Below are 25,780 nucleotides of genomic sequence, written 5' to 3' on the forward strand. Positions count from 1 at the left end.
TCACTCCTCAAGGCGGTGGATGGTGGTGCTTCGCGCGGCGACCGCGTCCGGCTCCCGGCGTAGACGTCTCGTCCAGGCGCGGACTGCCCGCGCGACCGGCAGCCGCTCGATGGACAGGACGAGCGCGCCGGTCCGGTCGGACCGCAGAGTCGTCTGCCAGACGTGTAGGGCGGATCTCACGATCCGCTGCTGACCGCGGTCTCCTGCCGGGACGGGGAGGTCGTAGCAGCCAGTCGTCACTGGGACCCTGAGACGCACGGAGTACCGCTGCTCTCCCTCGTCGATGCGAGTGGTACGGAGAGTCGGCACGAGCGGCAGCCGGACGGCGAACTCCGAGGCGGTGCCGTCGTCGCCCGCGGTCAGCGTCGCGGCGACCTCGGCCGGCGGGTCGGGCTCGTCGGTGAGAATGCGCGTTCCTGGGGGCCCGTCCCGGTCGTCGGCGAGCGGCATCAATGCAAGCCGCAGACCGTCAGCCCGATCGGTGGTCAGCCCGATCCGACCCACCAGCTCCAGCTCGTCGGCGATGACCTGGGCTGCGGTCAGCTCCAGGGAGGCAGCCAGGTAAAGGTGCGGCTTGCCAGGACTGAACACGTACCATCGCGGGTCGACCGACCAGGACCCGAGACCCGGTGACCACAGGTGGACGACGCCATCCCGCACCGCCAACGGTGGTTTGCGATGCATTCTCTGGTAGCCGACCACCTTGAGAAGCAACTCCAGTTGCCCCGTCTGCGCCAGCCGGAGCCGGAGCCGAGTCCGAGGTCCGAGACGTGCGTCCAGACCGGGGGTGTCGTAGAGCTCGAACAAGGCAGTCACGCTGGTCAGTAGATCGTATTGCTCGGTCCCAGCGAGGGTGGGTAGATCGCGGGTCAGCAGCTTGCTGATCTCCCAGGTGAAGTGACGGGTGTAGACGGCATCGCGGAGCGGACCCGGCTCGACCACGTCGGCGATGTGGGCCATCACGTCAGCGATGTCGGCCAGTCGCGTACGCCAGTCCATGGTGTAGGTGATGTTGCTGGCGTCGTCGCGCTTGACGGCGTGGTAGTACACCTGATCATTGAGCACCGAGACCCGTCGAGCGTGGATCAACGCCTCGACTGTGAAGGGCTGGTCGCTGCCGACTCGCAGATCGAGGGCGTACCTGATCTGGTGCTCGTCCAGCAACGAGCGGCGGAAGAGCTTCGTGTTCGACAGCGCGTAGGGCAGCGGAGAATCGAGAAAAGTGATGTCTCGGCGAGTGCGACGGTACATCCGCTGATCCACGAACCGGCCGCTCTCCCCACGCATCGTGCCGAAGATGACGTCGGACCCCCAGGCGTCACCCCGGTCCACCAGACGAGCCAGGGACGTGGGGGACAGGTAGTCGTCTGCTCCGAGGAAGTAGACCCAGCGTCCGGTGGCCAGCTCGAGGCCACGGTTGCAGGGCAGCGCAGGCCCACCTGAGTTGGGCTGGTGCAGGACGGTGAAGACGTCCGGGCAGGCGGCGGCGACGTCGTCGAGCAGGTCGCCGCCCCCGTCAGAGGATCCGTCGTCGACGGCGACAACCTGGAGGCGGTCGAGCCCGATGGTCTGGCCCAGGACCGAGTCCAGACACCGCCGGAGGTAAGGCATCGCGTTGTAGACCGGGATGACCACCGTCACGTCGGGAGCCGTCCGGTCCGGGTCGGGCTCGCTCACACCGACATCAGCGACTCGTCGAGATGGTCACGCCCTGATCCGCGGAAGCCAGGATCGCCGTCGAGATCTCGACCGTCCGCAGTCCTTCACGAAGCGTGACGATGTCGTCGCTGGTGCCCAGCAGCGCGTCGCGAAAGTGCTCGTGCTCGACCATCAGCGGTTCGCGGCGGGGGATCGCGAACCGGGTGACATCGCCCTCGGACACGCCACGGAAGTTGCGGACAGCCTCCCACTCGCTGCTGACGGCGCCGTTGGCGTAGAACGAGAGGTCGGCGGTGAGGGTGTCGGCGACGAACGCGCCCCGCGCCCCGGTGACCACCGTCTGGCGCTCCTTGAGCGGGCTCAGCCAGTTCACGAGGTGGTTGGCCACGCTGCCGTCGGAGAGCTCGGCCACCACGGCGACCAGGTCCTCGTGCGCGCGTCCGCTCCGTCGTGACGTCTGCGCCGCGACCGAGACGTAGTCCTGCTTGGTCACCCAGGCGGTGAGGTCGATGTCGTGGGTGGCCAGGTCCTTGACGACGCCGACGTCGGCGATCCGGGCGGGGAACGGGCCCTGGCGCCGGGTCACCACCTGGTAGACCTCACCAAGGTCACCGTTGGCCAACCGTGACTTCAGGCTGCGCAGGGCTGGGTTGTAGCGCTCGATGTGACCGACACCGGCCACCAGTCCCTCCGCCTCGAACGCCTCCGCGAGTCGTCTAGCAGCCTCGTCGGAGTGGGCCAGCGGCTTCTCGATCAGCGCGGACACCCCGGCGGCGGCCAGCTGTAGGCCGACCTCCTCGTGCAGTCCGGTCGGGCAGGCGACCACCGCGTAGTCGATGCCCAGAGCGATCAGCTCCTCGACCGTCCGGACCACCGGGGCCGAGCTGTGGGCGCTGCCCTCGATCATCGGGTCGGCGATGCCGACCAGATCGACACCGGCGAGCTGACCCAGCACGCGGGCGTGGTTCCGCCCCATCGAGCCCAGGCCGATCATCCCGGCTCGCAGGTGAGCGCCGCTCACGCCCGGCTCCCGACGGCAGCAGCCACGGACCCGACGATGCGGTCGATGTCGCTCTCGCCCAGGGCGGGGTGCACCGGCAGTGACAGAGCCTCCGCCGCCGCCCGCTCGGTCTCCGGAAGATCCCAGCGCGGGTCCGGCGCCCCGTCGGCAAGGAACGGACTCAGCCGGTGCACCGGGGTCGGGTAGTAGACGGCGTTGCCGATGCCCAGCTCGGTCAGCTTCGCCGAGACGGCATCGCGGTCGTGGGGCACCCGGATCGTGTACTGGTGGTAGACGTGTCGCAACCCCTCGCCCACCAGGGGCACCACGACCCCGTCGATCTCGGCCAGGCCGGCGTCGAGGGCGGCCGCGTTGGCCCGGCGCTGCTCGGTCCACCCGTGCAGGCGCTGCAGCTGGGACCGTCCGATGGCGGCTGCCACGTCGGTGAGTCGGGTGTTCGTGCCCACGACCTCGTTGGCGTACCGCTGCTCCATCCCCTGGTTCCGGAGCAGCCGGAGCTGCCGGGCGAGCTCGGCGTCGTCGGTGCTCACCATGCCACCCTCGAGCGAGTGCATGTTCTTGGTGGGGTAGAAGCTGAAGCAGCCCGCCTTGCCCCAGGAACCGACGGGGCGATCGCCGATCGCCGCTCCGTGGGCCTGCGCGGCATCCTCGACAATGGCCAGCCCGTGCCGGTCGGCGATCGCGGTCAGGGTGACCAGATCGGCGGGCAACCCGTAGAGGTGGACGGGCATGATCGCGGCCGTGCGCGGTCCCACCAGCGCCTCGACCGCCGCGGGGTCGAGGTTGAACGAGTCGCGCCGGATGTCGGCGAAGACGGGCTCCGCACCGACCAGTCGGACGGCGTTGGCGGTGGCGGCGAAGGTGAAGGACGGTACTATCACCTCGTCACCGGGGCCGAGCCCGAGCGCCAGCAGAGAGAGATGGAGCGCCGAAGTGCCGGAGTTGACCGCGACGCAGTGCGCGGCTCCGGTCACCGGGGCGAACTCCTCCTCGAAGGCCTTCACCTCGGGGCCCTGCACTACCATGCCGCTGCGCAGCACGCGCACGGCCGCCTCGATGTCGGCCTCGGAGATCTCCGGCTTGGCCGCCGGGATGCGCGCGAGATCCTGAGTTGTCATCACTTCTCCTCCATCAGACGTGCGTAGACAGCATCGAGTCGATCCGCCGCCGCGTCCCAGGTCCAGCCGTCCAGGAGACCAGGTGCCCCGTACGCCTGCCGGTAGCGAGCGGGGTCCGCGAGCACGGCAGACACGGCAGTGGCGAACGATGCCACATCATCAGCGACGAACACCTCACCTTGCCCGGTCTGTCGCACCATCGCCGACATCGCCTTCACGTCGCTGACCACGATCGGCAGCCGGGCGTGAGAGTACTCGTAGAACTTGGTGATCAACGAGATCTCGTGGTTCGGGTAGTGCTGGATCGGGATCAGGCCCACGTCGGCGCTGGACAGGAACGCAACGATCTGATCGACCTCGACGTACGGCAGCAGATGGAGGCGGTCGTCGACGCCGAGCGTGGCGGCGAGGGCCCGGAGCTCGAGAACGTGAGGATCGGTGTGCTTGGCCTGCGATATCACCAGCGCGAGATGCACGTCGGGCAGCCGCCGGAGTGCTTCGACCGCAGTCATCAGCCCGCGGGCAGGGTTCACGGCGCCGCTGTAGACCAGCAGCGGCTGTTCGGACGTCAGTCTGCATGACCGCCGGACGCTCGGCTCGTCGGCGTGGGTCAGGTCAACGGGCGTCACGGCGAGCTGCGGCGTGTTCGGTACCACCGTGGGCTGGGTGGTCAACCCGTGCTCGGCCACCAGCAGGTCGGCCAGGTCCCCGGACACGGTCACCACCGCATCCGCCGAGGACACGAACTCCTGCTCCAACGCCACCTGCGCGCGGTGCCACCGGGGGTGGGTGTTCCAGGGACGGATGCCGGGCAGGAACTCGTGCGCGTCCCACACGAGCCGGACCTCGCGACCTTGCGCGCGGGCCCGCAGCTTGGCCCGAGCACCCACTGACAGCATCCGGAAGTCGTTGGCGTGGATGAGGTCGGGCCGGAGCTTGTCGATCACCGGACCGTAGGCCAGCTCCCACTCCCAGAGCCCGGGATCCAGCACGCGCCACGAACGAGAGCCCAGCACCGCGCCCCAGACGCCGGTGGTGAAGCGGTCCAGGAGAGTAGTCATCGACTTCCGTCGCGCGAGCAGCTCGGTCGTCCGCCGCACCCGCAACCGGGTCCAACGACGCTGTCCGGCCAGCAGGACGCGCAGCGTCCACAGCCGACCCGCGGCCCACGGCCGAGCGACGCCCGACGGCGGATCCGCAACCAGGGCAGCGCGGGCGGTACGAACGTCGACCGCCTTCGCCTTCATCAGCTGCTCGCGAAAGGCGGCCTGGGCAGGGCGGGAGTAGGCCAGCGGCGACCGGAACCGGCCACTCCGCCGGGCGTCGTGCCGTCGCGACAGCACTTTGTCGACCTCGAGCAGTCGCACCTGGGCGTCGCCGATGCGCCAGCGACGCTTCGTCCCGGCGCGTTGCTGGCCGAGCAGGATGACGTCCCAGCCGTGAGCAGCAGCGGATCGAGCTTGCTTCTGCACCCGCGAGTCGGCAACCACATTGTTGTCGACCAGCATTACGACCCGACCGCGAGGAGCCATGTCGTCGGTGCTGCCGTCGCCTTCGGGTCGGACGCCACCGTCAGACTCCCCGGACAGCCCACAAGCCGACGGGGTGAACGTCACGCTGAAATCTCCTGAGCAAAGCGGCGATGTTGCCGGGGCCGACAACGACCGTCACATTACTATCGTGCAGGCCGTAGACCGCTGAACGACAGCACCGCTGTCGCTCACTTCGCTAGGAGTCACCCTTGTCCTCCCGCCCTCCGCGTCTCGCGGTGATCGTCGCGAACGGCATCACCGGCGACTCACGGGTCCAAAAGATCGCCCTGTCCGCCGCCCACGACGGCTGGGAAGTGCTATTGATCGGCCGCTCGCTGACCGCGAAGCTCCAGCGATCGCGCATCGGCGAGGTGAAGGTGGTTCGTGTGCCCGTCGGAAACGACATGATCCGGGCAGAGAATCAACGCCGCAAGAGCGGCACGGGGATCTTGCAACCGGGAGCAGCCTTCCCTCGCGGAGCAGAGGCCTGGCAGGCGACCTACGAATCGCGCGGTCGGATGCGTTCGGAGCGGGTCAGCCGGCTCGGCGAAGTTGGAGGTCCATTGGCCTCGGCCGCGCGCCTGGGCTTGCGGGGGGTGTCGTACCTCGATCGGATGTCTCATCGGGCCCGCAGCAAAGCGGCTACCTGGGATCTCGAGCGGCTGCCAGACCCGACGCAGCCGGTCGGCGACTGGCGCCACGACCAACCGAACCTGGTGGACCTCGACCTGGCGTTCGGGCCTGTCATCGAACGGTTTCGTCCGGACGTCATCCACGTGAACGACATCACCATGCTGAACACGGGGGCCATCGCCGCCGCGCGCCTGCGGCGTCGGGGCCACCCGGTCAAGTGGATCTATGACGCGCACGAGTATGTCGCCGGGGTCGACTGGCCGACGGCGCGGACCATGAGTGCGTATCCGCAGCTCGAGCGCGAGTTCATCCGGCGGGCGGACGCAGTGGTGACGGTGTCGCCCGAGATCGCCGAGATCATCCGCGACGACCACGGGCTACCGGCAACGCCGTTGGTAGTGCGCAACACGCCCGTACGCGAAGCTGTCGGCCGAGGAACCGGAGTATCGGTGCGTGCGGCCGCCGAACTCACCGATGAGACACCGCTCATGGTCTACTCGGGCTACATCCACGCGGAACGTGGTCTAGACACCGCGATCGATGCACTGCCCCTGATGCCTGAGGTGCACCTCGCCATCGTGGCTGATCAGAACAACGCGCTCCTGGCGAAGCTCCTACGTCAGGCGAACAGGGTGGGGGTTGCCGATCGTGTGCACCCGGTGCCCTATGTCGCGCCGCAGGACGTGGCTGACTATCTCGCTTCGGCGGATCTCGGCATCATCTGTTCCAAGAAGACGATCAACTACGAGCTGTCGCTGCCAACCAAGTTGGCTGAGTACCTGCACGCTGGGCTCCCCGTGGTGGTCAGCGACGTCAAGACGCTCAGCGCCTACGTGCGACAGCACAAGATCGGCGACGTGTTCGAGGCGGGAGATCCGGGGTCCTTCGTAGACGCGGTACGTTCCGTGCTGAGCGACCGAGTGGCCGCCAAAGCCAACATCACCAACGATATCCTGGACGATCTGTCCTGGGAGCATCAGACGGTCGGGTTGCTGGCGCTCTATCGGAGTCTCAGTGGCTTGGAGCCGACCCCCCGCCCAGAGCTGGGCTGGGACGTCTCGGAGACCGTGCGTCCGCCGCGGCGACCGACGGCCTCCGTCGGCCGAGACCCCTCTATTGGCGACGATCTCCCCTGGCGTCCGCTGGGCAACACCAGGATCAAGCTCGGGCTGGGTATGGCCAACAGCGCGGGCCAACTGGCGGCCTTGGCGCAGGCCGTCACGACAGCGGACCTGAATGTCTCGGCCGAGGTGCTCACCCGGAGTAGCGGTCACGGCTTCGGGTACCCCTCGGATGTGTACGTTTCGAGCAAGGCGCTCCGCACGCTCAACGTGCAACTCGATCTGGTGAGACGGGTGCTCCCGCGGTACACCCACTATCTCTGCGACGCGTTCACCCCGGTCTTCGGGCAGCTCAACGGTTCTAGCATCTCAGGTGACCTGCCCGCGTTGGCCAAGGCGGGAATCAAGACAGGCCTGCTGTGCCACGGCTCCGAGATCCGGGACCCGGACCGGCACCTTGAGCGGATGCCGTACTCGCACTTCCGGCAGGCGCCGGCGGATGTGCTCCAGTCGCTGAGAAAGCAGGCACACGACAACGCCAAGATCATCGATGAGGTCGAACTCCCCGTCTTCGTGACGACTCCAGACCTGTTGGCCGACGTCCCCCGAGCGACCTGGATCCCACTCGTGGTGGATGTCGACGCCTGGAACAGCGATCAGCCGGTCCTGGCACGATCGCGCCCAGTCGTGCTGCACGCACCTTCCAAGCGATGGACTAAGGGCACTGATCTCTTCTTGGCTGATCTGGAGGAAATGGACTCTCGCGGTCTCATCGAGCTCCGGGTGATCGAGGGTGTGCCGTGGGCTGAGATGCGGGACGAGGTGAAGTCCGCCGACATAGTGGTCGACCAGGTCGCCATCGGCTCCTACGGCACGCTGGCCTGTGAGGCGATGGCGGCAGGCAGGCCGGTGGTGGCTCATCTGACGGATACCGTGATTGCTGCCTTCGACGGCCCGCCTCCGCTCGTGAACACGGATCCCACAGGGGTCAGGGCCACGATCGAACGACTGCTCGATGACCGGCCAGGAACCGCGGAGATCGGAAGGCAAGCGCGCGACTTCGCCCGCCGAGTGCACGACGGCCGTCGGAGTGCAGAGATCCTGCTGCCGTTCCTTCAGGAGTGATGGCCGCCGGCCGGGTCGACATGCGGACGAGTGGGGACACGATTCAATATCGTCAGCATCCGAGGAGAAGCCCTCAAATGCCGTGAGGCGAGGTCACTACGTGAGGGCTACATGGCTCTCAAGTTCCCGGACCACGGCCTCGGCAGCTCGTCCTGTCCCATAGGGGGCGGCAGCCGTCTCCGGACACGATCGCGTCGGCGTGTCCAACCATTCCTGATGTCCGAGCAGGTGCGGGTCCGGTACCAAGGAGTTCCAGCCCTCCCGTACGGTCTCAGACCACTCGGTCTCCGTCCGCAGGGTCGTGCACGGGCGGCGCAGCAGGAAAGCCTCTTTCTGGAGTCCACCGGAGTCGGTCACCACCCCGGAGCTCCCGAGCACGGCAGCAACCAGTTCCCGGTACGGAAGAGGTCGCTCGATGGTGATCGAACCGCGCTCGAGCACGACCCCTGCCGCGGCCGCTCGCGCAAGCAGGCGAGGGTGTGCAAGCAACCGAACCGACAACGGCAGCTCGGCGAGGGCAGAGACCAGATCCTCGAGCCGACGTGGGTCGTCGGTGTTGTCCGGTCGGTGCATCGTGGCAAGCAGGTACGGCTGATCGCTGGCCGGGACCTCGTCGGCCTCGAGCACCTGATCGCGGACACGGAAACACACGTCGACCATGACGTCACCGACGAGGCGCGTTCGAGCCACCAGGCCCTCGCGCTCGAGGTGACCCACAGCGATGTCGGAAGGCGCGAGAAGCAGGTCGGCGGCGTGGTCGGTGACGACACGATTGTGTTCTTCGGGCATCCGCCGATTGAACGAGCGCAGCCCGGCCTCGAGATGCGCCACCGGAAGATGTTGCTTCACCGCCGAGAGCGTGGCTGCCAGGGTCGAGTTCGTGTCACCGTAAACCAGCACCCAGTTCGGCTGCTGGGCTTCCAGAATGGGATCGAGCGCAGTCAGCATGGCACCGGTCTGGCTGCCGTGACTGCCTGATCCGATTCCGAGATGCACCTCGGCTGCTGGAATGTCCAGACCACTGAAGAACACGTCGGACAGATCAGGGTCGTAATGCTGACCGGTGTGAACGATGACGTGCTCATGCGACGTGCCGGCCAGTGCGGCAGCGATGGGAGCCAACTTCACGAACTGTGGTCGAGCCCCGACCACACTGAGAACCTTCATACTCACACTCCAAGATCTTGTCGACCGGGCGGTACCCGGGCCCGGGTGACCCGACACCGGTCCTAGTTTCGGGTGCCCGGCACGGTATCAATCCCTCGCCGCGCCAGATCCGATCAGCCGAGCGTGTCGGTAGACCCAATCCGGGCCCGAGGTGCGTCCTCAGGTCTATCGTGCGTTGCACCGTTCACCGGGGGTGCTGCATGGACTACTCATACAAGGACTACTGGCGCGATTTGCACGAGCGTGCCGACCTCAGTACGGTCGGCCACTCTGCGCTGCCACCGAACATCAACAAGTGGATCTACCGATCGCTTCGGAGGAACCTCCGCCACTTCGTCAGACGTCATGGCCTCATCGGTGGCGCCGGTGGCCGACTCTTGGAGGTCGGAGTCGGAACTGGCTACTGGGTTGACTTCTGGACCGGACTCGGTTGGACCGTGGACGGGTGCGATCTCGTTCCGTCCGCGATCACCCGTCTCCGTGCAGCACGCCCAGGATCTCGCTTCTGGGTTGCGGACGTCAGCGCCGAAGCGGGAATCCTCGCCGACTCGGGCGGTGCGGCCTACGACCTGGTGACGGTCCTCAGTGTTCTGCTGCATGTGACACGCGATGATGCCTTCGAACAAGCGCTCGCTAATGTTGCCGCCGCCACCAAGCCCGGCGGTCATCTCCTTCTCATGGAGCCGGCACTGACTGTCAAGAAGACGCAATCACCATTCGATCCGACTCGTAGCTCCAGGGCGCGGGTTGTACGCACGTACGTCACGCCGCTCCGGAAGGCGGGGTTCGAACTGATTGCCCTCGAGGCTACGACAGTCCTGGCTGCGAATCCGATCGAGGGCGGGTCGCCCCGCCGCCGAGCGGTCTACGGCAGGTGGTGGCAGATCGTGTCGGCAACGCGGCAGCGTCCGGGCCTCGCCCGATTCGTCGGCCCGGCGATGTACATCGGCGATGCGCTGCTGATGCGAACCAAAGACATGCCGACGTCGAAGCTCCTGCTGTTCCGGAAGACTGAGGCGGTCACCTAGGTACGCAGGATCGATGCTGCATCACGTGAGGACCTGACCCTAGATGTCCGTCGGAGGAGAGAGGAAGACCTCTAGACTCGGGCCGCCCGAAGGGCTTCCGAACACGTTCCCACCGCGAGGACCCGACTGATCCATGGCTGACCCCGAGCAGACCCAGGCGTACCGGTTGATCGTCAGTGAGCTGGCGGTGGACCTCACTGCCATCGCCGCTGGAGCGACGGGCTTGGGGACGCTGCTGCTCGGTGCTCGAATCCCGGGACTGGTCTTGCTCGTGATCACCCTGGTGGCGATCATCGTCCGGGAGGTCTGGCGCGGCCGTGAGGCGGTCCCGCCGGGCTGGCAGCTGGGACTCGTCCTCGTTCCCCGGACCCTGCTGGTGGTCGGAGTCGCGATCGCCCTGACCCCGCCCCGTGCGCCCACTTCCGCAGGCCTCGCGGCCGGGATCGGTGCTGCCTTGCTGGTGGCCGTGCTGGCCAGCGAGCCGGTGCTGCGGCGGGCCGCCAGCCATCGGGTCCGCTTCGTCGCCCATCTACCCGGGGTCCCGGCCGATCGCCCGCAACGAGACCTGGTCACGCCGACCATCGGCGCCAACCTGGCAGCGGCGGGCGCCGGCTGGCTCCTCGCCCTGCTGGGCGTCTCGCCGTGGTGGTGGACGGTGCTCTGCGTCGTGGCGCTGGTCCCGGCGGCAGTGCTGGCTCTCGACGGTCGACGCAAGATCCTGGAATCGCGCCGGCTGCGGGACAGCGTGCCCTCCGCCGTGGCCGCGTACGCGCCGGAGTTCGTGGTCTACACCTCCAGACCAGACGACGCGTCTTACCAGATCACCATGTGGCTGCCGTACCTGCAGCGGGCAGGACGGCGGTTCGTGATCATCACCCGTGACCGGGTGCCGGCCGAGGCCCTCGCCGGTCTGACCGACGTACCGGTGATCGAGTCCCGGCGGATCTCCGACCTCGACCCCATGGTCGTACCGTCGCTGCGGGCCGCGTTCTACGTCAACGCCTCCTCCGGCAACGGCGCCTTCGTCCGGTACCACCAGCTGACTCACGTGTACCTGGGCCATGGTGACTCCGACAAGCCACCGTCGTACAACCCGACGCACGCCATGTACGACCAGGTGTTCGCCGCCGGTCCCGCAGCCACGCGCCGCTACGCCGCCCACGGGGTGCGGATCCCGCCGGAGAAGTTCCGCGTGGTCGGGCGCCCGCAGGCCGAGGACGTCACGCCGGCGACCCGCGCCATCAGCGAGGCCGAGCAGCCGGTGGTGCTCTACGCACCCACCTGGAAGGGCCACGTCGAGGAGACGATGCTCTACTCCCTGCCGGTGGGGGAGACGATCGTGTCGGCTCTGCTGGCCCGGGGTGCGTCGGTGATCTTCCGGGCCCATCCGTTCAGCTACGAGGACCCGACCGACGCGGCGACCATAGTGAGGATCCAGTCGCTGCTCGCCGCCGACGCCGCCCGCAGCGGTCGCCCGCACCGCTGGGGGCCGGCAGCCGAATCCGAGCTCGGCGTGCTGGACTGCATGAACATCTCCGACGCGATGGTCACCGACGTCTCCAGTGTGGTGTCGGACTACCTGTTCTCCGGCAAGCCCTTCGCGATGATCGCCGTGCCGTCGGAACCGGAAGCGTTCCGCGGCGAGTACCCCGTCTCCCGCGCCTCGTACGTCGTCCGGGGCGACCTCGCCGACCTCGAACCGACGCTGGACCAGATGCTCGGGGCGGATCCCGTCGCTCCGGAGCGTCTGGCCACCCGCTCGGACTACCTCGGTGACTTCCCGGCCGAGACGTACGCCGACGCGTTCGTGAACGCGGTGCGCGAGGTCGCCACGCAGCACGCCGGCGGCTCCGGTCCGGCCGACGACGAGGAGGTGCGCGACGCCTCGGAGTCCGAGATCTCGGGAACTGGCGAGCCGGACGCCGAGGACGCCCCCACCGCTGAGGTGCGGGCGGGGCTGGCGACACGGCTGGCCGGCTACCGACGCGCCCTCGAGTCGATCGTGCTCAACCTGGCTGGCACCGGGTTCGCTCTGATCGCTCTGCTCTGTGCCCTGGTCGGAGCACCGGTCCTCCTGGTGGGTCTCCTCGGGCTGGCCGGTCTGGTCATCGGCTTCGCAGCATCACGCAAGGACCTGGGCGACCGAGCCCGGTGGGAGCGCCTGCTGGGACGGGCCGGGGTCACCCGGGCCGTGCTCCTCGGGCTGCTGCTCGTCGTCGCCCACCGAGAGGAGTCGGGTCTCGTCGTCGTCGTCGCCGTCGTCATGCTGACCGCAGCGTTGGTGGCGGAGAGCTTCATCGCCCGTTGCTGGGGTCGGCTGGGGCTGGAGGTCCGCGACTTCCCCCAGGTGGAGGCCGAGGTGACGGAGAAGCTCCCCCGGGGGTGGGTCATGGTCAGCGGCACCGGCGCGCTCGCCCTCGGCCTGGTCTTCATCACCCTCGGACTCCCGGCGCTGATCACCGGGTTGCTCGCCCTCGCCGCCTTCGTGATCGCCGTCGAGGCCCTGACCCGTGGTCTCACCCGAGCGGGTCTCGTGGTCAGCGCCGACGAGCGGCTCCCCGCCGCTCTGCGGGCGTACGCTCCGGAGTTCGTCGTCTACTTCTCCTCCACGGTGGGGGCCGCTTACCAGGTCGACATGTGGCTGCCGTACTTCCAGCGCATCGGTCGGCCCTACATCTTCGTGACCCGCACCGTTCCCATGCTGCGCGAGATCGCCCAGATCACCGCTGCTGCAGGTGTGCAGGTGCCGATCATCTTCCGACCCACGCTGCGGAGTGTGGAGGAGATCGTGGTGCCGTCCCTGAGCACGGCCTTCTACGTCAACAACGCAGCCAGGAACAGCCACCTGGTCGAGCGGCGCGAGCTGACCCACGTCTGGCTCAACCACGGCGACTCGGAAAAGCCCGCCTGCTACAACCCCGTGCACGCGATCTACGACCTGCTGTTCGCCGCCGGTCAGGCTGGCGTCGACCGCTACGCCCGTCACGGCGTGACCATCCCGATGGAGAAGTTCCGGGTGGTGGGCCGGCCGCAGGTCGAGGTCATCACGCCGGCCCGTAGGCCGGTCGAGGCAGCGCAGCCACCGACCGTCCTGTACGCCCCGACGTGGCAGGGACCGTTCTCGGACAGCCGGGTTTTCTCACTGCCTTTGGGACGCCAGATCGTCGAGGCGCTGCTGACGCGCGGCGCCCGGGTGGTGTTCCGGGCGCACCCCTTCAACTACCGCTACCGGGAGTGCGTGGCCATGATCGAGGAGATCGGCCGGATCCTCGCCGCCGACCGGGCAGCGACGGGGCGCGACCACGTGTGGGGCGCGGCAGCGGAGCAGGAGATGACGGTGGAGGACTGCTTCAACGTCTCGGACGCGATGATCTCCGACGTGTCCGCAGTCGTCTCCGACTACCTGCGCTCGGACAAGCCGTTCGCGATCGTCTCGGTCGGCCGGACTCCCGACCAGCTGCTGGCCGAAGCCCCCGCGGCGCGGGCCGCCTACGTCCTCCAAGAGGACCTGAGCAACCTCGCCGACGTCTGCGACAAGCTGCTGGGCGTTGACCCTCTGGCCGACGTACGTCAGGAGACGAAGGTCTACTACCTGGGTGACTTCCCGGAGCCGTACGCAGACGGCTTCCTCGACGCGGCTCGCGCCGTGGTCGACCGTCGTGACGGCATCTCGACCGGCCTCTGACGTCGTTCCGCGGGCGGCGTCAGAGGCGCGTCAGTCGAACCCCAGCCAGCCCGCCCAGACCCCGGCCTGCGGCCCGACGTCCAGCTGACGACCGTCCAGCTCGGTGACCGCGACCACCCCGCTCAGGCTGCTCGTCCAGACCACCGACCGCGCCGCAACCAGGTCCGCCGGCGTCAGCGGCGTGATCTCGATCGGCACGCCATGGTCTGCCACGACGTCCAGCAGAGCTCGCCGGGTCACGCCGGGCAGCAGGTCCTCGCCAGCGGGAGGTGTCCGCCAGACGTCGTCGGCGCCCAGGACGGCCAGGTTCCCGCGGCTGGTCTCGGCCAACCGGCCGGACGCGTCCAGGAAGTAAGGCAGCGCGGGTTCGGTCTGCTCCTCGGCGGCGGACAGCTCGGTGCGGTCGGCCCACTTGTGCCGCCACGCGACCACGCTGCGGGCGGCCAGGGCGAGGGTGCAGCTGGCCAGCCGGGGCCCCAGCAGTCGGGCGCTCACGGCGACCTCTACGCCATCGAGGCCGGCTGGCCGGACCACCACCCGCACCGCCGACCGCGCCTCGCCGGCCCGCTCCTGGGCGGCCGCGGTCACCCGGGCCGGCAGATCGTCGGGCAGGTCGACGTCGTACAGCTCCCGCACCGAACGGGACAGCCGGGCCAGGTGGTCGGCCAGCCGCAGCGGACGCCCGTGCTGGGCCAGGATGCTCTCGAAGACACCGCCGGCCAGCAGCTCCGGCGGCACCGGGGCGGGCCGGTCGTGCAGCCCGGCCACCAGTGCCGACCCGGCGGCCCGGGCCAGCGGCTCGGCCTTGTGCAGGCACTCCCACCACTCCCGGACCGGCACGCTGTCCACCGTGATCCCGCCACCGACACCGAGTTCGACCGCTCCTTCGGAGGCCTCGAAGGTGCGGATCAGCACACTGAGCTCGGCCCGGCCGTCGGGTGTCAACAGCCCGGCGGCTCCGGTGTAGGCCCCGCGCGGCTGCCGCTCCTCCACGGCGATGGCCCGCACGGCGCTCGACTTCGGTGCCCCGGTCACCGAACCGGGCGGGAAGGTGGCCGCCAGCAGGTCCGCCGCCGCCACCCCGGGGGCCAGCTCGCCGGTCACGGTGGAGACCAGGTGCCACACCCCCGGGTGCGGCCGAACCTCCAGCAGACCGGTCACGGCCACGCTGCCCGGCGTGCACACCCGCGACAGGTCGTTGCGCATCAGGTCGGTGATCATGACGTTCTCGGCCGCGTCCTTGGCCGAACGCCGCAGCCGCGAACCGTCGGGATCCTCGCTGCGCTTGGTCGTTCCCTTGATCGGCGAGGTCGTGACCCGGCCATGCTGCAGGGTCACGAACCGCTCCGGACTGAGACTGATCAAGCTCGTCCCGGCGCCTGTGGGCAGAGAAGCACCGTACGCCGGCCGGGTCGCGCTGACGGTCCGGACGAACAGCTCCAGCGGCTCCACCAGCAGCTCGCCGGTCAGCCGGGTGCACAGGTTGAGCTGGTAGACCTCGCCCGCCCGGATCCGTCCGATCACCCGTTCCACCCCGGCCAGCTGCTCGTCGGCGGCGGCGACAGGTGAGCCGCCGACCGGGGCGAGGGGACCGATCGCGGGTTCGCTCGGGACCGGCCTCAGACCCTGGCCCGCCTGCTCCAGGGCCGCCTGCTCCAGGGCCGCCCGGGCGCGCACGAGAGCGGCGGCAGTGGCGTCCTCGCGTCCGGTCAGACCGAGGCTCTCGAACACCCAGGTCCCGTCCGGACGACCCCGCAGCACGGCGTCGGCGAAGGCCAGCCACGACGTCCCGGGGTCGTAGCCCAGCGCGACGAACCAGCCGCCGCCGACGCTGACGGTGAGCGGGCGGCTCAGGTGGGGCCAGGTGCGCAGCGGGTCCCAGCAGTCGGCGGCGCTCAGCCCATCCCGTTCGACCAGGGGATCGACGGCGATGATCACCTCGTCACCGAGCCAGGATCCCCAGAGCACGATCGGCCGACTCCCGGTGCCGTAGGCGGAGATCAACGTCGCCGGATCGAGACGAGGCCGGTCTGCCCCCGGATCGCTCGCCGGGGTCAGCTCGATCGCGTACGGCTGCCCGCGCGCCGTCCGCAGCCGGTCGAGCTCAGGCCAGTCCGGCAAGGACTCAGGCCAGTCCGGCAAGACTCGCCACGACCCGGTCCGCGCTGCCGCCCAGGCCGTACCGCTCGGTCAGCGCGGCGAAGCCGTCGGCGTCGACAGGGGCGGTGGGCAGCCGCAGCTCGTCGACCTGAACCCCGAGGTCGATGTCGGTGGCCACCCGCACCACCGTCGGCGCCACGGCCAGGTAGTCGATGGCCTGACCGAGCTTGGACCGCACGCTCGGGCTGATCGCGGTCGACGACTCGCTGGCCGCGGCCAGGATGTCGTCGAGACCGCCGTAGGAGTTGATCAACGACGCGGCCGTCTTCTCCCCGATCCCGGCCACGCCGGGCAGACCGTCCGAGGCGTCCCCGCGCAGCACGGCGAAGTCCACGTAGTGCGCCGCCGGGATCTGGTACTTCGCCCGCACCCAGGCGTCATCGACCCGTTCGTGCTTGCCCACACCGCGGGCGATGTAGAGCACCCGGACCTCGCGGTCGTCGTCGACCACCTGGAACAGGTCACGGTCGCCGGTGACCACGTCGACCGGCATCGTCGCCGTGGCGGCGAGGGTGCCGATCACGTCGTCGGCCTCGTAGCCGTCCGCGCCGACCACGGCCAGCCCCAGGGCCCGCAGCACGTCGACGATCACCGGCACCTGCACGGCGAGGTCGTCGGGCGCTTGCTCTCCCGCCGTCGAGGCCGAGGACGCCATCTCGTCGACGACGGTGTCGCCGGCCCCGGCCACCCGGTGCGCCTTGTAGCTGGGGATCAGCTCGACCCGCCACTCCGGTCGCCAGTCGTTGTCCCAGCAGCAGACCAGGTGGGTCGGCTGGTAGGTCTCGACCAGTCGGGCGATGAAGTCCAGCAGCCCACGGACCGCGTTGACCGGTGTGCCGTCGGGAGCCCGGAAGCTGTCGGGCACCCCGAAGAAGGCCCGGAAGTACAACGACGCCGTATCAAGAAGCAACAATCTTTGCGATGCCACGAGGAGATCCTGGCACGATACGTGCCATGGAGCCCTTGGACCGCCGCATTCTCTCGCTTCTCGCGCGCGACGGCCGGATGTCCTACACCGACATCGGCAAGGAGACCGGCCTGTCCACCTCCGCGGCGCAGCAGCGCGTACGACGGTTGGAGCAGCGCGGCGTGATCAAGGGCTACCGCGCCGTGCTGGACCCGGCGCAGCTCGGTCAGCTGGTCACCGCGTTCGTGGCCATCAAGCCGTTCGACCCGAGTCAGGCCGACGACGCGCCCGACCGGCTGCAGCACATCGAGGAGATCATCTCCTGCTACTCGGTGGCGGGGGAGCCGAGCTACCTGCTCAAGGTGCAGGTGTCGACGATGGCGGCCCTGGAGTCGCTGCTGGCCCGGATCCGCGGCGAGGCGAAGTGCTCGACGCACACCACCACGGTGCTGTCCACCGCGTACGAGAACCGCCCCGAGATCATCTGAGCATCAGCACGTACGGCGTTTCGGGCTAGTGACCTGGTGGCGAGGTCTAGAAGATACGCCGCAGGACGGGAGTGCGCCGCGCGACCAAGCTGATCAGGAACGAGACCACGACGACGGCAACGTACATGAGGGTCTTGGCCACGGGGGCCGGATCGGCATAGAAATCAGGGAACGTCACCCGGATGACGGCGATGACCAGCAGATGCACAAGAAACACCCCGAATGTCGCCTCGCCGAGTGCCCGCAGGGCGAACTGGACCTGGCTGGAGGGGCTGCGGCGAGCACACAGGTCCACCACGCACACGAAGAGGCAGATCGAGCAGATCATCACGAGCGCACCCAGATAGCTGACCGGCGACAGAGCCTGAAGGAGCCGAGGATCCGGGCGAGCGGTGTACTGCCAGATCTGCGCGGCTAGCAGGAGGATCGCCAGCGTCCCGGTCCAGATCCAGCGATGTGACCGGCTCGAGGCCTCACGCCACGCGTAGCCGGCCACGAACAGACCGACGTACGAGACCCACATGGTCAAGGCTCCGTCGGACCGCGGCCGGGGAGTCCCGAGCAGGGCAGTCACTCCCGGAACAGCGATGACGGTCGCCGTCCAGGCGCACGCAGCAAGGGCTGTGACTCGTGCGCGCGTGGCGCCTCCGCCGGCGAGGAACGCAGCGAGCACCGGAGCCACGCAGTAGAGGCCGAGGATCAGCCACAGGAAGTACAGGGCGGTGTAGACCCTGGCGTCGACGAAGTTCACGAATACCGCTGCGGGCTCGAGACGACCTCCCAGGAGCAGCCAGCGCACCCCGAACAGGTAGACCAGGTGCCAGACGACGAGGGCCGGCAGCAACCTCAGCACCCGGCGACGCAAGAAGGGTCCCGGTCCAGCAGCATGGGTGCGCGGGCCGAGCAGCAAGGCCCCGCTGATCATGACGAAGATCGGTACGCACCAGATGCTGCCGATATCGAGGATGACGCCGAAGTACCAGGTGGCTGTGCCCTGAAGTCCCTTCTCGCCGAGGATGAGCCCGAAGACGTGGACGGCGACGACGCCGAGGATCGCCATGATCCGCAACACATCGAGGTCCCAGCGATAGCTCTTGGGAGGCTGGACCGACGAGGGTGGGGGCGACTCGGACACCGAGCGCAGCCTAATGCCTGTCGGCGGTTTGGCGGGCAGGCGAAACGCTCTGATTGATCGCGGCGCCTGAAGTCGGCTCGATCGAGGGACTGACCAGCCCAGGCTTGCTCCGGGCCCACGACGGCGTCATTCCCGGTTCGACGACGGGCGGCAGCCTGCATTCCCGCCGGATCGCCACACCTGAGTGATTCGATGCCAACTCTGGCCGGTCTCGGGCGGCTTCCACTGCATCGGTGGCGCCGCCGTCCCTGGACCGTCTCGTCCTCGCTGCCGCCTTTGAGCTCGGGACCGCGGCCCGTACATGAACGTGATCAACCTAGGCTCACCCTTCGCTGACCCCCACACCAGCGCGAGCGCCCCGGGATCCCGTTGTCCCCGATAGCGTTGTCAGGTGCGAGGTGAGCAGGCGAGCCGGCGAGCCGTCTGCCGGGTGCTCAGACCGTCGCTCAGCAGCTGGAGCACCGCTAACGCGACCGGTCAACCCCAGGTCCTGGCCCTTACACGGGGTGGAACCCGAACGGCCCTGCAGCGCCACGGTCTGGCGGTCCAGCGTAACCCGGGACCACAGGACGTAGGGCGCGACCGCCAGGTCGTCGTCGTCGAAGGGCCGCCGGTCCGCGCCGCCACGAAAGACTGACCGCCGACCCTGGTCCGGCCCCAGCTCGGTCTCGTTCACCGTGAAGGTCTCCTGAGCCGCATCAGCACCCGGTCGACCGGCATCGCGGTGAGCGCTTCGCGGAGCCAGGTCAAGACGTCGTCCAACCAGTCACCACCTGCGACGTCGAAGCCGTCCCGGTAGACCTCCGACTTGATCAGGACCCTTCTGAGCCAGGTGACCGCAATTCTTCAGGATCCGCATCTACGGGATGCCCGAGGCTGGGGCGATGACACGACGCGCACTGGTGACCGGGGTGGGACGGCTGCGGGGGATCGGCGCCGGCGTTGCGGCCGGGTTGGCCGAGGACGGCTGGGACCTCGTCCTGTCCTCCTGGCAGCCGTACGACGCCCGGCTCGGTCTGGTCGGCGAACCCGACGACCCCGAGCAGCTGGCCGACCGGTTACGGGCCGGCGGGCGACGGGTCGAGCTGCTCGAGGCCGACCTCGAGCAGCCCGATCAGGCGGCCGGACTGGTGGACCGGGCGGCCGGCCTGCTCGGACCTCTCGACGCGCTGGTCATGTCGCACTGCGAGAGCGTCGACTCAGGTGTCCTGGACACCACCGTCGAGAGCTTCGACCGGCACTACGCCGTCAACGTCAGGGCCACCTGGTTGCTGACCGCCGCCTTCGCGCGCCAGCTGCCGGACAGCGGCGGCAGCGTCATCGCCCTGACCAGCGACCACACCGTGAACAACCTCCCGTACGGCGCGACCAAAGGTGCCCTGGACCGCCTGGTCCTCGCCGCCGCCCACGAGCTCGGCGACCGTGGCCTGCGGGCCAACGTGATCAACCCCGGCCCGGTCGACACCGGCTGGATGGACGACGCGATCCGGGCCAGCGGTCTGGCCTCCCAACCCCTCGGCCGCCTGGGCACCCCCACCGACGTGGCCAACCTGATCCGCTTCCTGCTGTCCGACCAGGGCAGCTGGATCAACGGCCAGCTCCTCTACAGCAACGGAGGCTTCCCGAAAGGCCACATCCCCGTCTGAGGGGTGTTCCGCGATGCGGCCCTTAGTTCAACGGGTCCGCCCTTGCTCCTGTCACTGGGACCGGGCGTCCTGGACACGCACGTCGGCAGCAGAGCGGTGGGCGTGGGTGGGTGCGTCGAAGGGCCGTGGATGGGTCTGGCGGGAGCCCGAGCTTGCGAGGGCGGATGGTTGGCCCGAGACCTCCCACCCACCCCCACCGCGAACCGGACCACCGCAGAACCGGTCACCGCAGTCGAACAGCACGCCGGTCATCGACGTCCCGTCGCCACTGGTCCCGGCCAGTAGGATCTCGGGGTGTCCACCGCCCGTGCCGACGTGCTCGATCCGGGTCCGGTCGACATCCCTGATCGCTTCGGCTGGCGGCACAACCGCTGGCTGCGGGGCCTGGCCGCCGTGCTCGCCGGGGCGGTCACCGGGCTCGCCTGGCAGCCGTACGGGCTGTGGCCGCTGCTGCTCATCGGTGTTCCCGCGCTGACCCTGCTGGTCCGGGACGGCGACACCACCCGTCCGCGGCGGTCGGCGTTCGGGGTCGGCTACCTGTACGGACTCGGCCTGCTCGGCGTGTCGATCAGCTGGATCCACGTCCTCGGCAGCTGGGTCGCCGTCCTGCTGATCGCGTTCGAGGCGCTCTTCCTCGGTCTGCTCGGCCTTCTGCTGCACCTGACCTCGGCGCTGCGCTGGTGGCCGCTGGCCGCTGCGCTGTGCTGGTCGCTGATCGAGTTCCTGTACTCGCGGATGCCGTTCGGTGGCTTCGGCTGGGTCCGGCTCGCGTACGCGGCGGTGGACACCCCGTTGGCCGGCTTCCTGCCGCTGATCGGGGTAGCCGGCGTGTCCTTCCTGGTGGCCGCGGTCGCCCAGACGGTCGCGTACGCGGTCCAGCTGACCCTCCACCGGACCGCCGGGCTGACCCGTCGCCTGATCCCGCTCGGCGTCGGTCTGCTGGTGCTGGTGCTGCTCGGGGTCGGCGTCCGCGCCGTCCCCCTCAGCGCCCCTCCCGCCGACGGCTCCGTCCGGGTCGGCATCGTGCAGGGCAACGTGCCCGGCAAGGGGATCGAGGCGCTGGGCCGAGCCCGCTCGGTCACCAACAACCACCTCAGCGAGACCGTGAACCTGATGGTGAAGGCCCGCCTCGGCCTCGTGCCGATGCCGGACTTCATCCTCTGGCCGGAGAACTCGACCGACATCGACCCGACCCTGGACCCGACCACCGGCCGCACCGTCCAGGCGGCGGCCACCATCGCCGGCCGGCCGATCCTGGTCGGCGCCGTGATGGAGGGACCCGGCGTCGACGAGCGGCAGACGGCCGCTCTGTGGTGGGACCCGGTGGCCGGCATCCTGGCCCGCTACAACAAGCAGAACCTGGTGCCCTTCGGGGAGTGGATCCCGTTCCGGACCCAGCTGCTGCCGTTGGTCCCGATCCTGGCCGAGGTCGGCGCCCAGTCGGTGCCCGGCACCTCTCCGGGGGTGCTGACCGTCCCGCTGAACGGCCGCACGATCAAGGTCGGCGACATCATCTGCTTCGAGCTGGCCTACGACTCCACGATCTACTCCACCCTGGCCAACGGCGCCCAGGTGCTGGTCGTGCAGAGCAACAACGCCACCTACGGCGGCACCGGTCAGATCGAGCAGCAGTTCGCCATCACCCGGGCCCGGGCGATGGAGAGCCGCCGGGAGATCGCCGTGGCCACCACCAACAGCGTCTCGGGTTTCATCGACGCCGACGGGCGGGTGGTCCGCCGGACCACCGAGTTCACCGCCGCCTCGCTGGTGGTCGACATGCCGCTGCGCAGTGGGCTCACCCCCGCCGTGGTGGTGGCCCCGTGGCTGGACCGGGGGCTGGCGCTGGGCGGTCTGCTGGCGGTCGTCCTGGGGCTGGCCGCACTCGCCGGCCGGGCTCGTGGGCGGACAGCGACGGCCCGCGTACGGCAGGATGAGTCGTCCTGGCCGGCCGGTCAGGGGAGTCCGGACCCGGAGGCAGCAGGCAGATGAGCGACGACCTCGGTCGGGTGTTGGTGATCATCCCGACGTACGACGAGCGGGAGAACATCGACATGATCACCTCCCGGCTGCGGGCCTCCGTGCCGGATGCGCACATCCTGGTCGCCGACGACAACTCACCCGACGGGACCGGACAGCGGGCCGACGAGCTGGCCGCCGCCGACGACCACATCCACGTGCTGCACCGGCTCGGCAAGGAGGGTCTCGGTGCGGCCTACCTGGCCGGCTTCGCGTGGGGACTCGAGCAGGGGTACGGCGTGCTGGTCGAGCACGACGCCGACGGCTCCCACCAGCCCGAGCAGCTACCGCTGCTGCTGGAGGCGCTGCGGGACGCCGACATGGTCAAGGGCTCCCGCTGGGTCCCCGGTGGGAAGGTCGTCAACTGGCCGAAGTCGCGCGAGATCCTGTCGCGGGGCGGCAGCCTGTGGACCCGGATGATGCTCGGTGTCCCGCTGCGCGACGCCACCGGTGGGTTCAACGCGTTCCGCGCGGCGACGCTGCGGGGGATCAGGGTGGACGAGATCGCCTCGGCCGGCTACTGCTTCCAGATCGACCTCGGCTGGCGTGCCCTCAAGGCCGGTTTCCGCGTCGTCGAGGTGCCGATCACCTTTGTCGAGCGGGAGTACGGTCAGTCCAAGATGAGCCAGAAGATCGTGGCCGAGGCCCTCGTCCGCACCACCTGGTGGGGTGTCAAGCACCGCGCCGGGCAGCTCCGGGAGCTCGTCGGCCGACGACGGCGGGAGCTGACCTGAGATGGCGACGGTGACGCAGCCACGGCCCCGCGGCGGCGGGTGGATCCTGCCGCTGGTGATGGTGGGCATGGTGGCGCTGCCGTTCCTGGAGATCTACCTGATCATCCAGGTCGGCCAGCTCATCGGCGTCTGGTGGACGCTGGCCATCCTCGTCGGCGAGGCCCTGCTCGGCGCGTGGTTGATGCGTCGCGAGGGGACGCGCGCCTGGAAGGCGCTGAACGGGGCGTTCGCCAGCGGCAAGATGCCGACCGGTGAGCTCGCCGACACCGCCTTGATCCTGGTCGGCGGCGTGCTGCTGGTGATGCCCGGCTTCGTCACCGACGTCTTCGGGTTGCTGTTCCTGCTGCCGTTCACCCGGCCGCTGGCCAGGAAGGTGCTGGCCTACGCGGTCGCCCGGCGGATGAGCCGACTCGGCATGCCGACCGGGTACGCCCGCCGGGACGGCTCGGTGATCGAGGGGGAGACCGTGCCCGATCCCTCGACCGGTACCGCCGAGGGACCGGTGGTCATCTCCGGCGAGATCGAGGACGGCCCCGGCCGGCCGCCCGGTCAGCAGCGCTGAGCTCGCGTCCCCGGTCACGGGCAGGTCCTGGTCGGGGCGGAATGCCGTGGCGGCCACCCGGGCCCAGACACACGTCTGGCACCTGATCCGGTGGGATCACGTGCCAGGGACGTGCTCGAGCGGGCCGACCCGGTGCGGGTCAGCCGTGCTCAGGCGCTCTTGCGGGAACGGTTCGAGGACGCGTAGTTCGGACCCAGCGCGCCCGACCGCAGGAGGTCGAGCCGCTCGGCCAGGAGATCCTCGAGCTCGGCGATGCTACGACGCTCCCGGAGCATGTCCCAGTGCGTCCGCACGGGCTTCTCCTCCTTGGCCTCGGCCCGCACACCGTCGGAGCGCAACGACTCGGCACCACAGCGGGGGCACTCCCACGCCGCCGGCGTGTCCGCCTCCGCGGCGAACATCAAGGTGAAGTGGTGGCCGCGAGAGCAGTCGAAACCGACTTCCTGGCGCGCCGCGAACTCGACACCCGCTTCGTCCTCGAAGCTCTTCGCACCGAGACCGGTGCCTCGCAAAGAACGATCTGCCATGTCTGCCTCCCGACTGCTGTCAACCTGTGTGGTTTCTTTTCCCCGAGAGGTTCAACTATCGATGCATCGTGAATGTTCCGCCCCACGCTAGCGAAGATCCGCCGTCTCCGCAGAGCGGCGCCCGGCGGGGGGACGGACGAAGACCAGGCAGGCACCACCGGCGAGAAGCACGACCGCGATCCCGAGGATACCCATCCGGTCACTGGCGAAGATGCCGCTGAACAGCGCGAACAGCCCCGGGGCCAGAAAGGACACCGCGCGGCCGGTGGTTGCGTACAGGCCGAACAGCTGGCCCTCCTGCCCCGGCCGGGCGAGCTGGGCCAGGAACGAGCGGGAGCTGGCTTGGGCCGGTCCGACCCACAGGCACAGGGCGAGACCGAAGATCCAGAACATGGTCGGTCCCGACCCGAACAGCAGCACGACGGCGGCCACGACCAGCCCGATGAGCGACACCAGGATGATGGGCTTGGGTCCGACCCGGTCCTCCAGCAGCCCGCCGGCGAACGCCCCGACGGCGGCCACCACGTTGGCCGCGACCCCGAAGATCACCACTCCGGACGCGCTCAGGCCGTACACCGACACCGCCAGGACCGCCCCGAAGCTGAAGACCGCGGCCAGGCCGTCGCGGTAGATGGCGCTGGCCAGCAGGAACCACACCACGTGCCGGTCGGTGCGGAACAGCGTCCGGACGTCGGCGATCAGCTTCTGGTACGAGGCGAGGTAGCTCAGTCGTGTCGACCGGGTCGCCGGCACCTCCGGCACGGTGACCAGGACAGGGATCGCGAACACGGCGAACCAGACGGCGACCACCACCGCGAGCGCCCGGTAGCGCAGTCCGTCGGCATCGGTCACGCCGAACAGGCCCACCTCCGGGGAGATGAAGAGCAGGTAGGACGCCAGCAGCACCACGATCCCGCCCAGGTAGCCGCTGCCCCAGCCGAACCCGGAGATCCGGCCGATGGTCGCCGGTGTGGAGATCTGGTGCAGCATCGCGTTGTAGGAGACGTACGCGAACTCCATGAACACCGACCCCGCCGCCATCAGCACCAGCCCCAGCCACAGGTAGGCCGGCGCGTCGCGGACGAAGAACAGTCCCAGGGTGCTGACGATCACCAGCGCGGTGAAGACGCCCAGGCTGGCGCGACGGCGGCCGCCCTCGTCGGCCCGCTGACCGGTCACCGGCGCCAGGACGGCGATCAGCACGCCCGCCACGGTCGTCGAGATGCCCAACCAGGTCGCCCCGGACAGCCCGAGAGCGGCGTCGGGTCCGCCGACGGTGTTGGCCAGGTACGGCGCGAACACGAAGCTGACCACGATGGTCGAGTACGCCGACGACCCCCAGTCCCACGAGGCCCAGGCGACGACGGCCCGACGGCGGTGCGTCGTGACCGCGGAGCGTGGAGCGCGACCATCGGACACGGTCACCGGCGGAGCCTCTCGGGAGTGCAGGAGCGATTCCGGGCGACACGCTCCTCGTCGTCCGGAATCGTGACGAACGAGCGAGACGTCGCGGAGCTGGTGACCGCAGAGCGCGGAGCGCGACCAAAGAGCACGGTCACCGGCGGAGCCTCTCGGG

General features: G+C 69.2%; 18 protein-coding genes. 8 read left to right on the top strand and 10 right to left on the bottom strand.

What is annotated here, in order from left to right; genetic code table 11:
- Genes ABD714_RS20215 through ABD714_RS20230 form a run of 4 tightly spaced genes read right to left on the bottom strand, consistent with a single transcriptional unit; the run spans position 1 to position 5,414 of the window.
- Positions 1-1,677 carry a glycosyltransferase family 2 protein gene (locus ABD714_RS20215; protein ID WP_344814249.1) on the bottom strand — a complete coding sequence of 559 codons (1,677 nt, stop codon included), beginning with the start codon at positions 1,675-1,677 and terminating at the stop codon, positions 1-3.
- A gap of 7 nt (positions 1,678-1,684) precedes the next feature.
- Positions 1,685-2,653: a Gfo/Idh/MocA family protein gene (locus tag ABD714_RS20220; protein ID WP_344814320.1), complete on the bottom strand. Its 969-nt coding sequence runs from the start codon at positions 2,651-2,653 to the stop codon at positions 1,685-1,687.
- Positions 2,654-2,676: 23 nt separating this feature from the next.
- The gene (locus tag ABD714_RS20225) at positions 2,677-3,798 is read right to left on the bottom strand and encodes a DegT/DnrJ/EryC1/StrS family aminotransferase (protein ID WP_344814250.1); all 1,122 of its coding nucleotides are present in this window, start codon (positions 3,796-3,798) and stop codon (positions 2,677-2,679) included.
- Positions 3,798-5,414, bottom strand: a complete 1,617-nt coding sequence (locus tag ABD714_RS20230; RefSeq protein ID WP_344814251.1) for a glycosyltransferase — start codon at positions 5,412-5,414, stop codon at positions 3,798-3,800. The genes ABD714_RS20225 and ABD714_RS20230 overlap by 1 nt, the downstream gene beginning before the upstream one ends.
- 152 nt (positions 5,415-5,566) lie before the next feature.
- Between ABD714_RS20230 and ABD714_RS20235 the strand changes: the two genes are divergently transcribed.
- Positions 5,567-8,149: a glycosyltransferase family 4 protein gene (locus ABD714_RS20235; RefSeq protein WP_344814252.1), complete on the top strand. Its 2,583-nt coding sequence runs from the start codon at positions 5,567-5,569 to the stop codon at positions 8,147-8,149.
- Positions 8,150-8,245: 96 nt separating this feature from the next.
- Here the strand turns inward: ABD714_RS20235 and wecB are convergent, their stop codons facing one another.
- Positions 8,246-9,316 (bottom strand): non-hydrolyzing UDP-N-acetylglucosamine 2-epimerase, encoded by a 1,071-nt coding sequence (gene wecB, locus ABD714_RS20240; protein ID WP_344814253.1) that lies wholly within the window; start codon positions 9,314-9,316, stop codon positions 8,246-8,248.
- A gap of 200 nt (positions 9,317-9,516) precedes the next feature.
- Here wecB and ABD714_RS20245 point away from each other — a divergent pair, with 200 nt between their 5' ends.
- Positions 9,517-10,344 carry a class I SAM-dependent methyltransferase gene (locus ABD714_RS20245; protein WP_344814254.1) on the top strand — a complete coding sequence of 276 codons (828 nt, stop codon included), beginning with the start codon at positions 9,517-9,519 and terminating at the stop codon, positions 10,342-10,344.
- A 133-nt stretch (positions 10,345-10,477) separates the two neighbouring features.
- Positions 10,478-14,029 carry a CDP-glycerol glycerophosphotransferase family protein gene (locus ABD714_RS20250; protein WP_344814255.1) on the top strand — a complete coding sequence of 1,184 codons (3,552 nt, stop codon included), beginning with the start codon at positions 10,478-10,480 and terminating at the stop codon, positions 14,027-14,029.
- A gap of 30 nt (positions 14,030-14,059) precedes the next feature.
- On the opposite strand, the gene ABD714_RS20255 is transcribed toward ABD714_RS20250, so the two are convergent.
- Entirely contained in the window at positions 14,060-16,150 is a 2,091-nt protein-coding gene (locus ABD714_RS20255; RefSeq protein ID WP_344814256.1) for a bifunctional chorismate-binding protein/class IV aminotransferase, read from the bottom strand.
- A gap of 4 nt (positions 16,151-16,154) precedes the next feature.
- Entirely contained in the window at positions 16,155-17,117 is a 963-nt protein-coding gene (locus ABD714_RS20260; RefSeq protein ID WP_344814257.1) for a 5'-3' exonuclease, read from the bottom strand.
- Between the two features lie 26 nt (positions 17,118-17,143).
- Between ABD714_RS20260 and ABD714_RS20265 the strand changes: the two genes are divergently transcribed.
- The gene (locus ABD714_RS20265) at positions 17,144-17,584 is read left to right on the top strand and encodes an Lrp/AsnC family transcriptional regulator (RefSeq protein WP_344814258.1); all 441 of its coding nucleotides are present in this window, start codon (positions 17,144-17,146) and stop codon (positions 17,582-17,584) included.
- A 46-nt stretch (positions 17,585-17,630) separates the two neighbouring features.
- On the opposite strand, the gene ABD714_RS20270 is transcribed toward ABD714_RS20265, so the two are convergent.
- Positions 17,631-18,719: an acyltransferase gene (locus ABD714_RS20270; protein WP_344814259.1), complete on the bottom strand. Its 1,089-nt coding sequence runs from the start codon at positions 18,717-18,719 to the stop codon at positions 17,631-17,633.
- A gap of 884 nt (positions 18,720-19,603) precedes the next feature.
- On the opposite strand from ABD714_RS20270, the gene ABD714_RS20275 reads away from it, so the two are divergent.
- From ABD714_RS20275 to ABD714_RS20290, 4 genes are all read left to right on the top strand, one after another.
- A complete protein-coding gene (locus ABD714_RS20275) occupies positions 19,604-20,365 on the top strand; it encodes an SDR family oxidoreductase (protein ID WP_344814260.1) in 762 nt (253 codons plus the stop codon).
- A 294-nt stretch (positions 20,366-20,659) separates the two neighbouring features.
- Positions 20,660-22,354 (top strand): apolipoprotein N-acyltransferase, encoded by a 1,695-nt coding sequence (lnt, locus tag ABD714_RS20280; RefSeq protein ID WP_344814261.1) that lies wholly within the window; start codon positions 20,660-20,662, stop codon positions 22,352-22,354.
- Positions 22,351-23,115, top strand: a complete 765-nt coding sequence (locus ABD714_RS20285) for a polyprenol monophosphomannose synthase (RefSeq protein ID WP_344814262.1) — start codon at positions 22,351-22,353, stop codon at positions 23,113-23,115. Before lnt ends, ABD714_RS20285 begins: the two co-directional genes overlap by 4 nt.
- A 10-nt stretch (positions 23,116-23,125) precedes the next feature.
- The gene (locus ABD714_RS20290; RefSeq protein WP_344814263.1) at positions 23,126-23,677 is read left to right on the top strand and encodes an FxsA family protein; all 552 of its coding nucleotides are present in this window, start codon (positions 23,126-23,128) and stop codon (positions 23,675-23,677) included.
- A gap of 149 nt (positions 23,678-23,826) precedes the next feature.
- Here the strand turns inward: ABD714_RS20290 and ABD714_RS20295 are convergent, their stop codons facing one another.
- Complete coding sequence (locus ABD714_RS20295; protein WP_344814264.1) at positions 23,827-24,204, bottom strand: RNA polymerase-binding protein RbpA; 378 nt, start codon at positions 24,202-24,204, stop codon at positions 23,827-23,829.
- Between the two features lie 87 nt (positions 24,205-24,291).
- Complete coding sequence (locus ABD714_RS20300) at positions 24,292-25,629, bottom strand: MFS transporter (protein WP_344814265.1); 1,338 nt, start codon at positions 25,627-25,629, stop codon at positions 24,292-24,294.
- Positions 25,630-25,780: the final 151 nt, after the last annotated feature.

The organism is Microlunatus aurantiacus (assembly GCF_039536605.1).
In the GTDB taxonomy this organism is placed as follows: Bacteria; Actinomycetota; Actinomycetes; order Propionibacteriales; family Propionibacteriaceae; genus Microlunatus; species Microlunatus aurantiacus.

What these genes read in the sequence shown, in the direction of transcription:
- ABD714_RS20265 (WP_344814258.1), top strand. Translation starts at nt 17,144, where the DNA reads ATGGAGCCCTTGGACCGCCGCATTCTCTCGCTTCTCGCGCGCGACGGC.
- ABD714_RS20220 (WP_344814320.1), bottom strand. Translation starts at nt 2,653, where the DNA reads ATGATCGGCCTGGGCTCGATGGGGCGGAACCACGCCCGCGTGCTGGGT.
- ABD714_RS20245 (WP_344814254.1), top strand. Translation starts at nt 9,517, where the DNA reads ATGGACTACTCATACAAGGACTACTGGCGCGATTTGCACGAGCGTGCC.
- ABD714_RS20295 (WP_344814264.1), bottom strand. Translation starts at nt 24,204, where the DNA reads ATGGCAGATCGTTCTTTGCGAGGCACCGGTCTCGGTGCGAAGAGCTTC.
- ABD714_RS20285 (WP_344814262.1), top strand. Translation starts at nt 22,351, where the DNA reads ATGAGCGACGACCTCGGTCGGGTGTTGGTGATCATCCCGACGTACGAC.
- wecB (WP_344814253.1), bottom strand. Translation starts at nt 9,316, where the DNA reads ATGAAGGTTCTCAGTGTGGTCGGGGCTCGACCACAGTTCGTGAAGTTG.
- ABD714_RS20275 (WP_344814260.1), top strand. Translation starts at nt 19,604, where the DNA reads ATGACACGACGCGCACTGGTGACCGGGGTGGGACGGCTGCGGGGGATC.
- ABD714_RS20250 (WP_344814255.1), top strand. Translation starts at nt 10,478, where the DNA reads ATGGCTGACCCCGAGCAGACCCAGGCGTACCGGTTGATCGTCAGTGAG.
- ABD714_RS20225 (WP_344814250.1), bottom strand. Translation starts at nt 3,798, where the DNA reads ATGACAACTCAGGATCTCGCGCGCATCCCGGCGGCCAAGCCGGAGATC.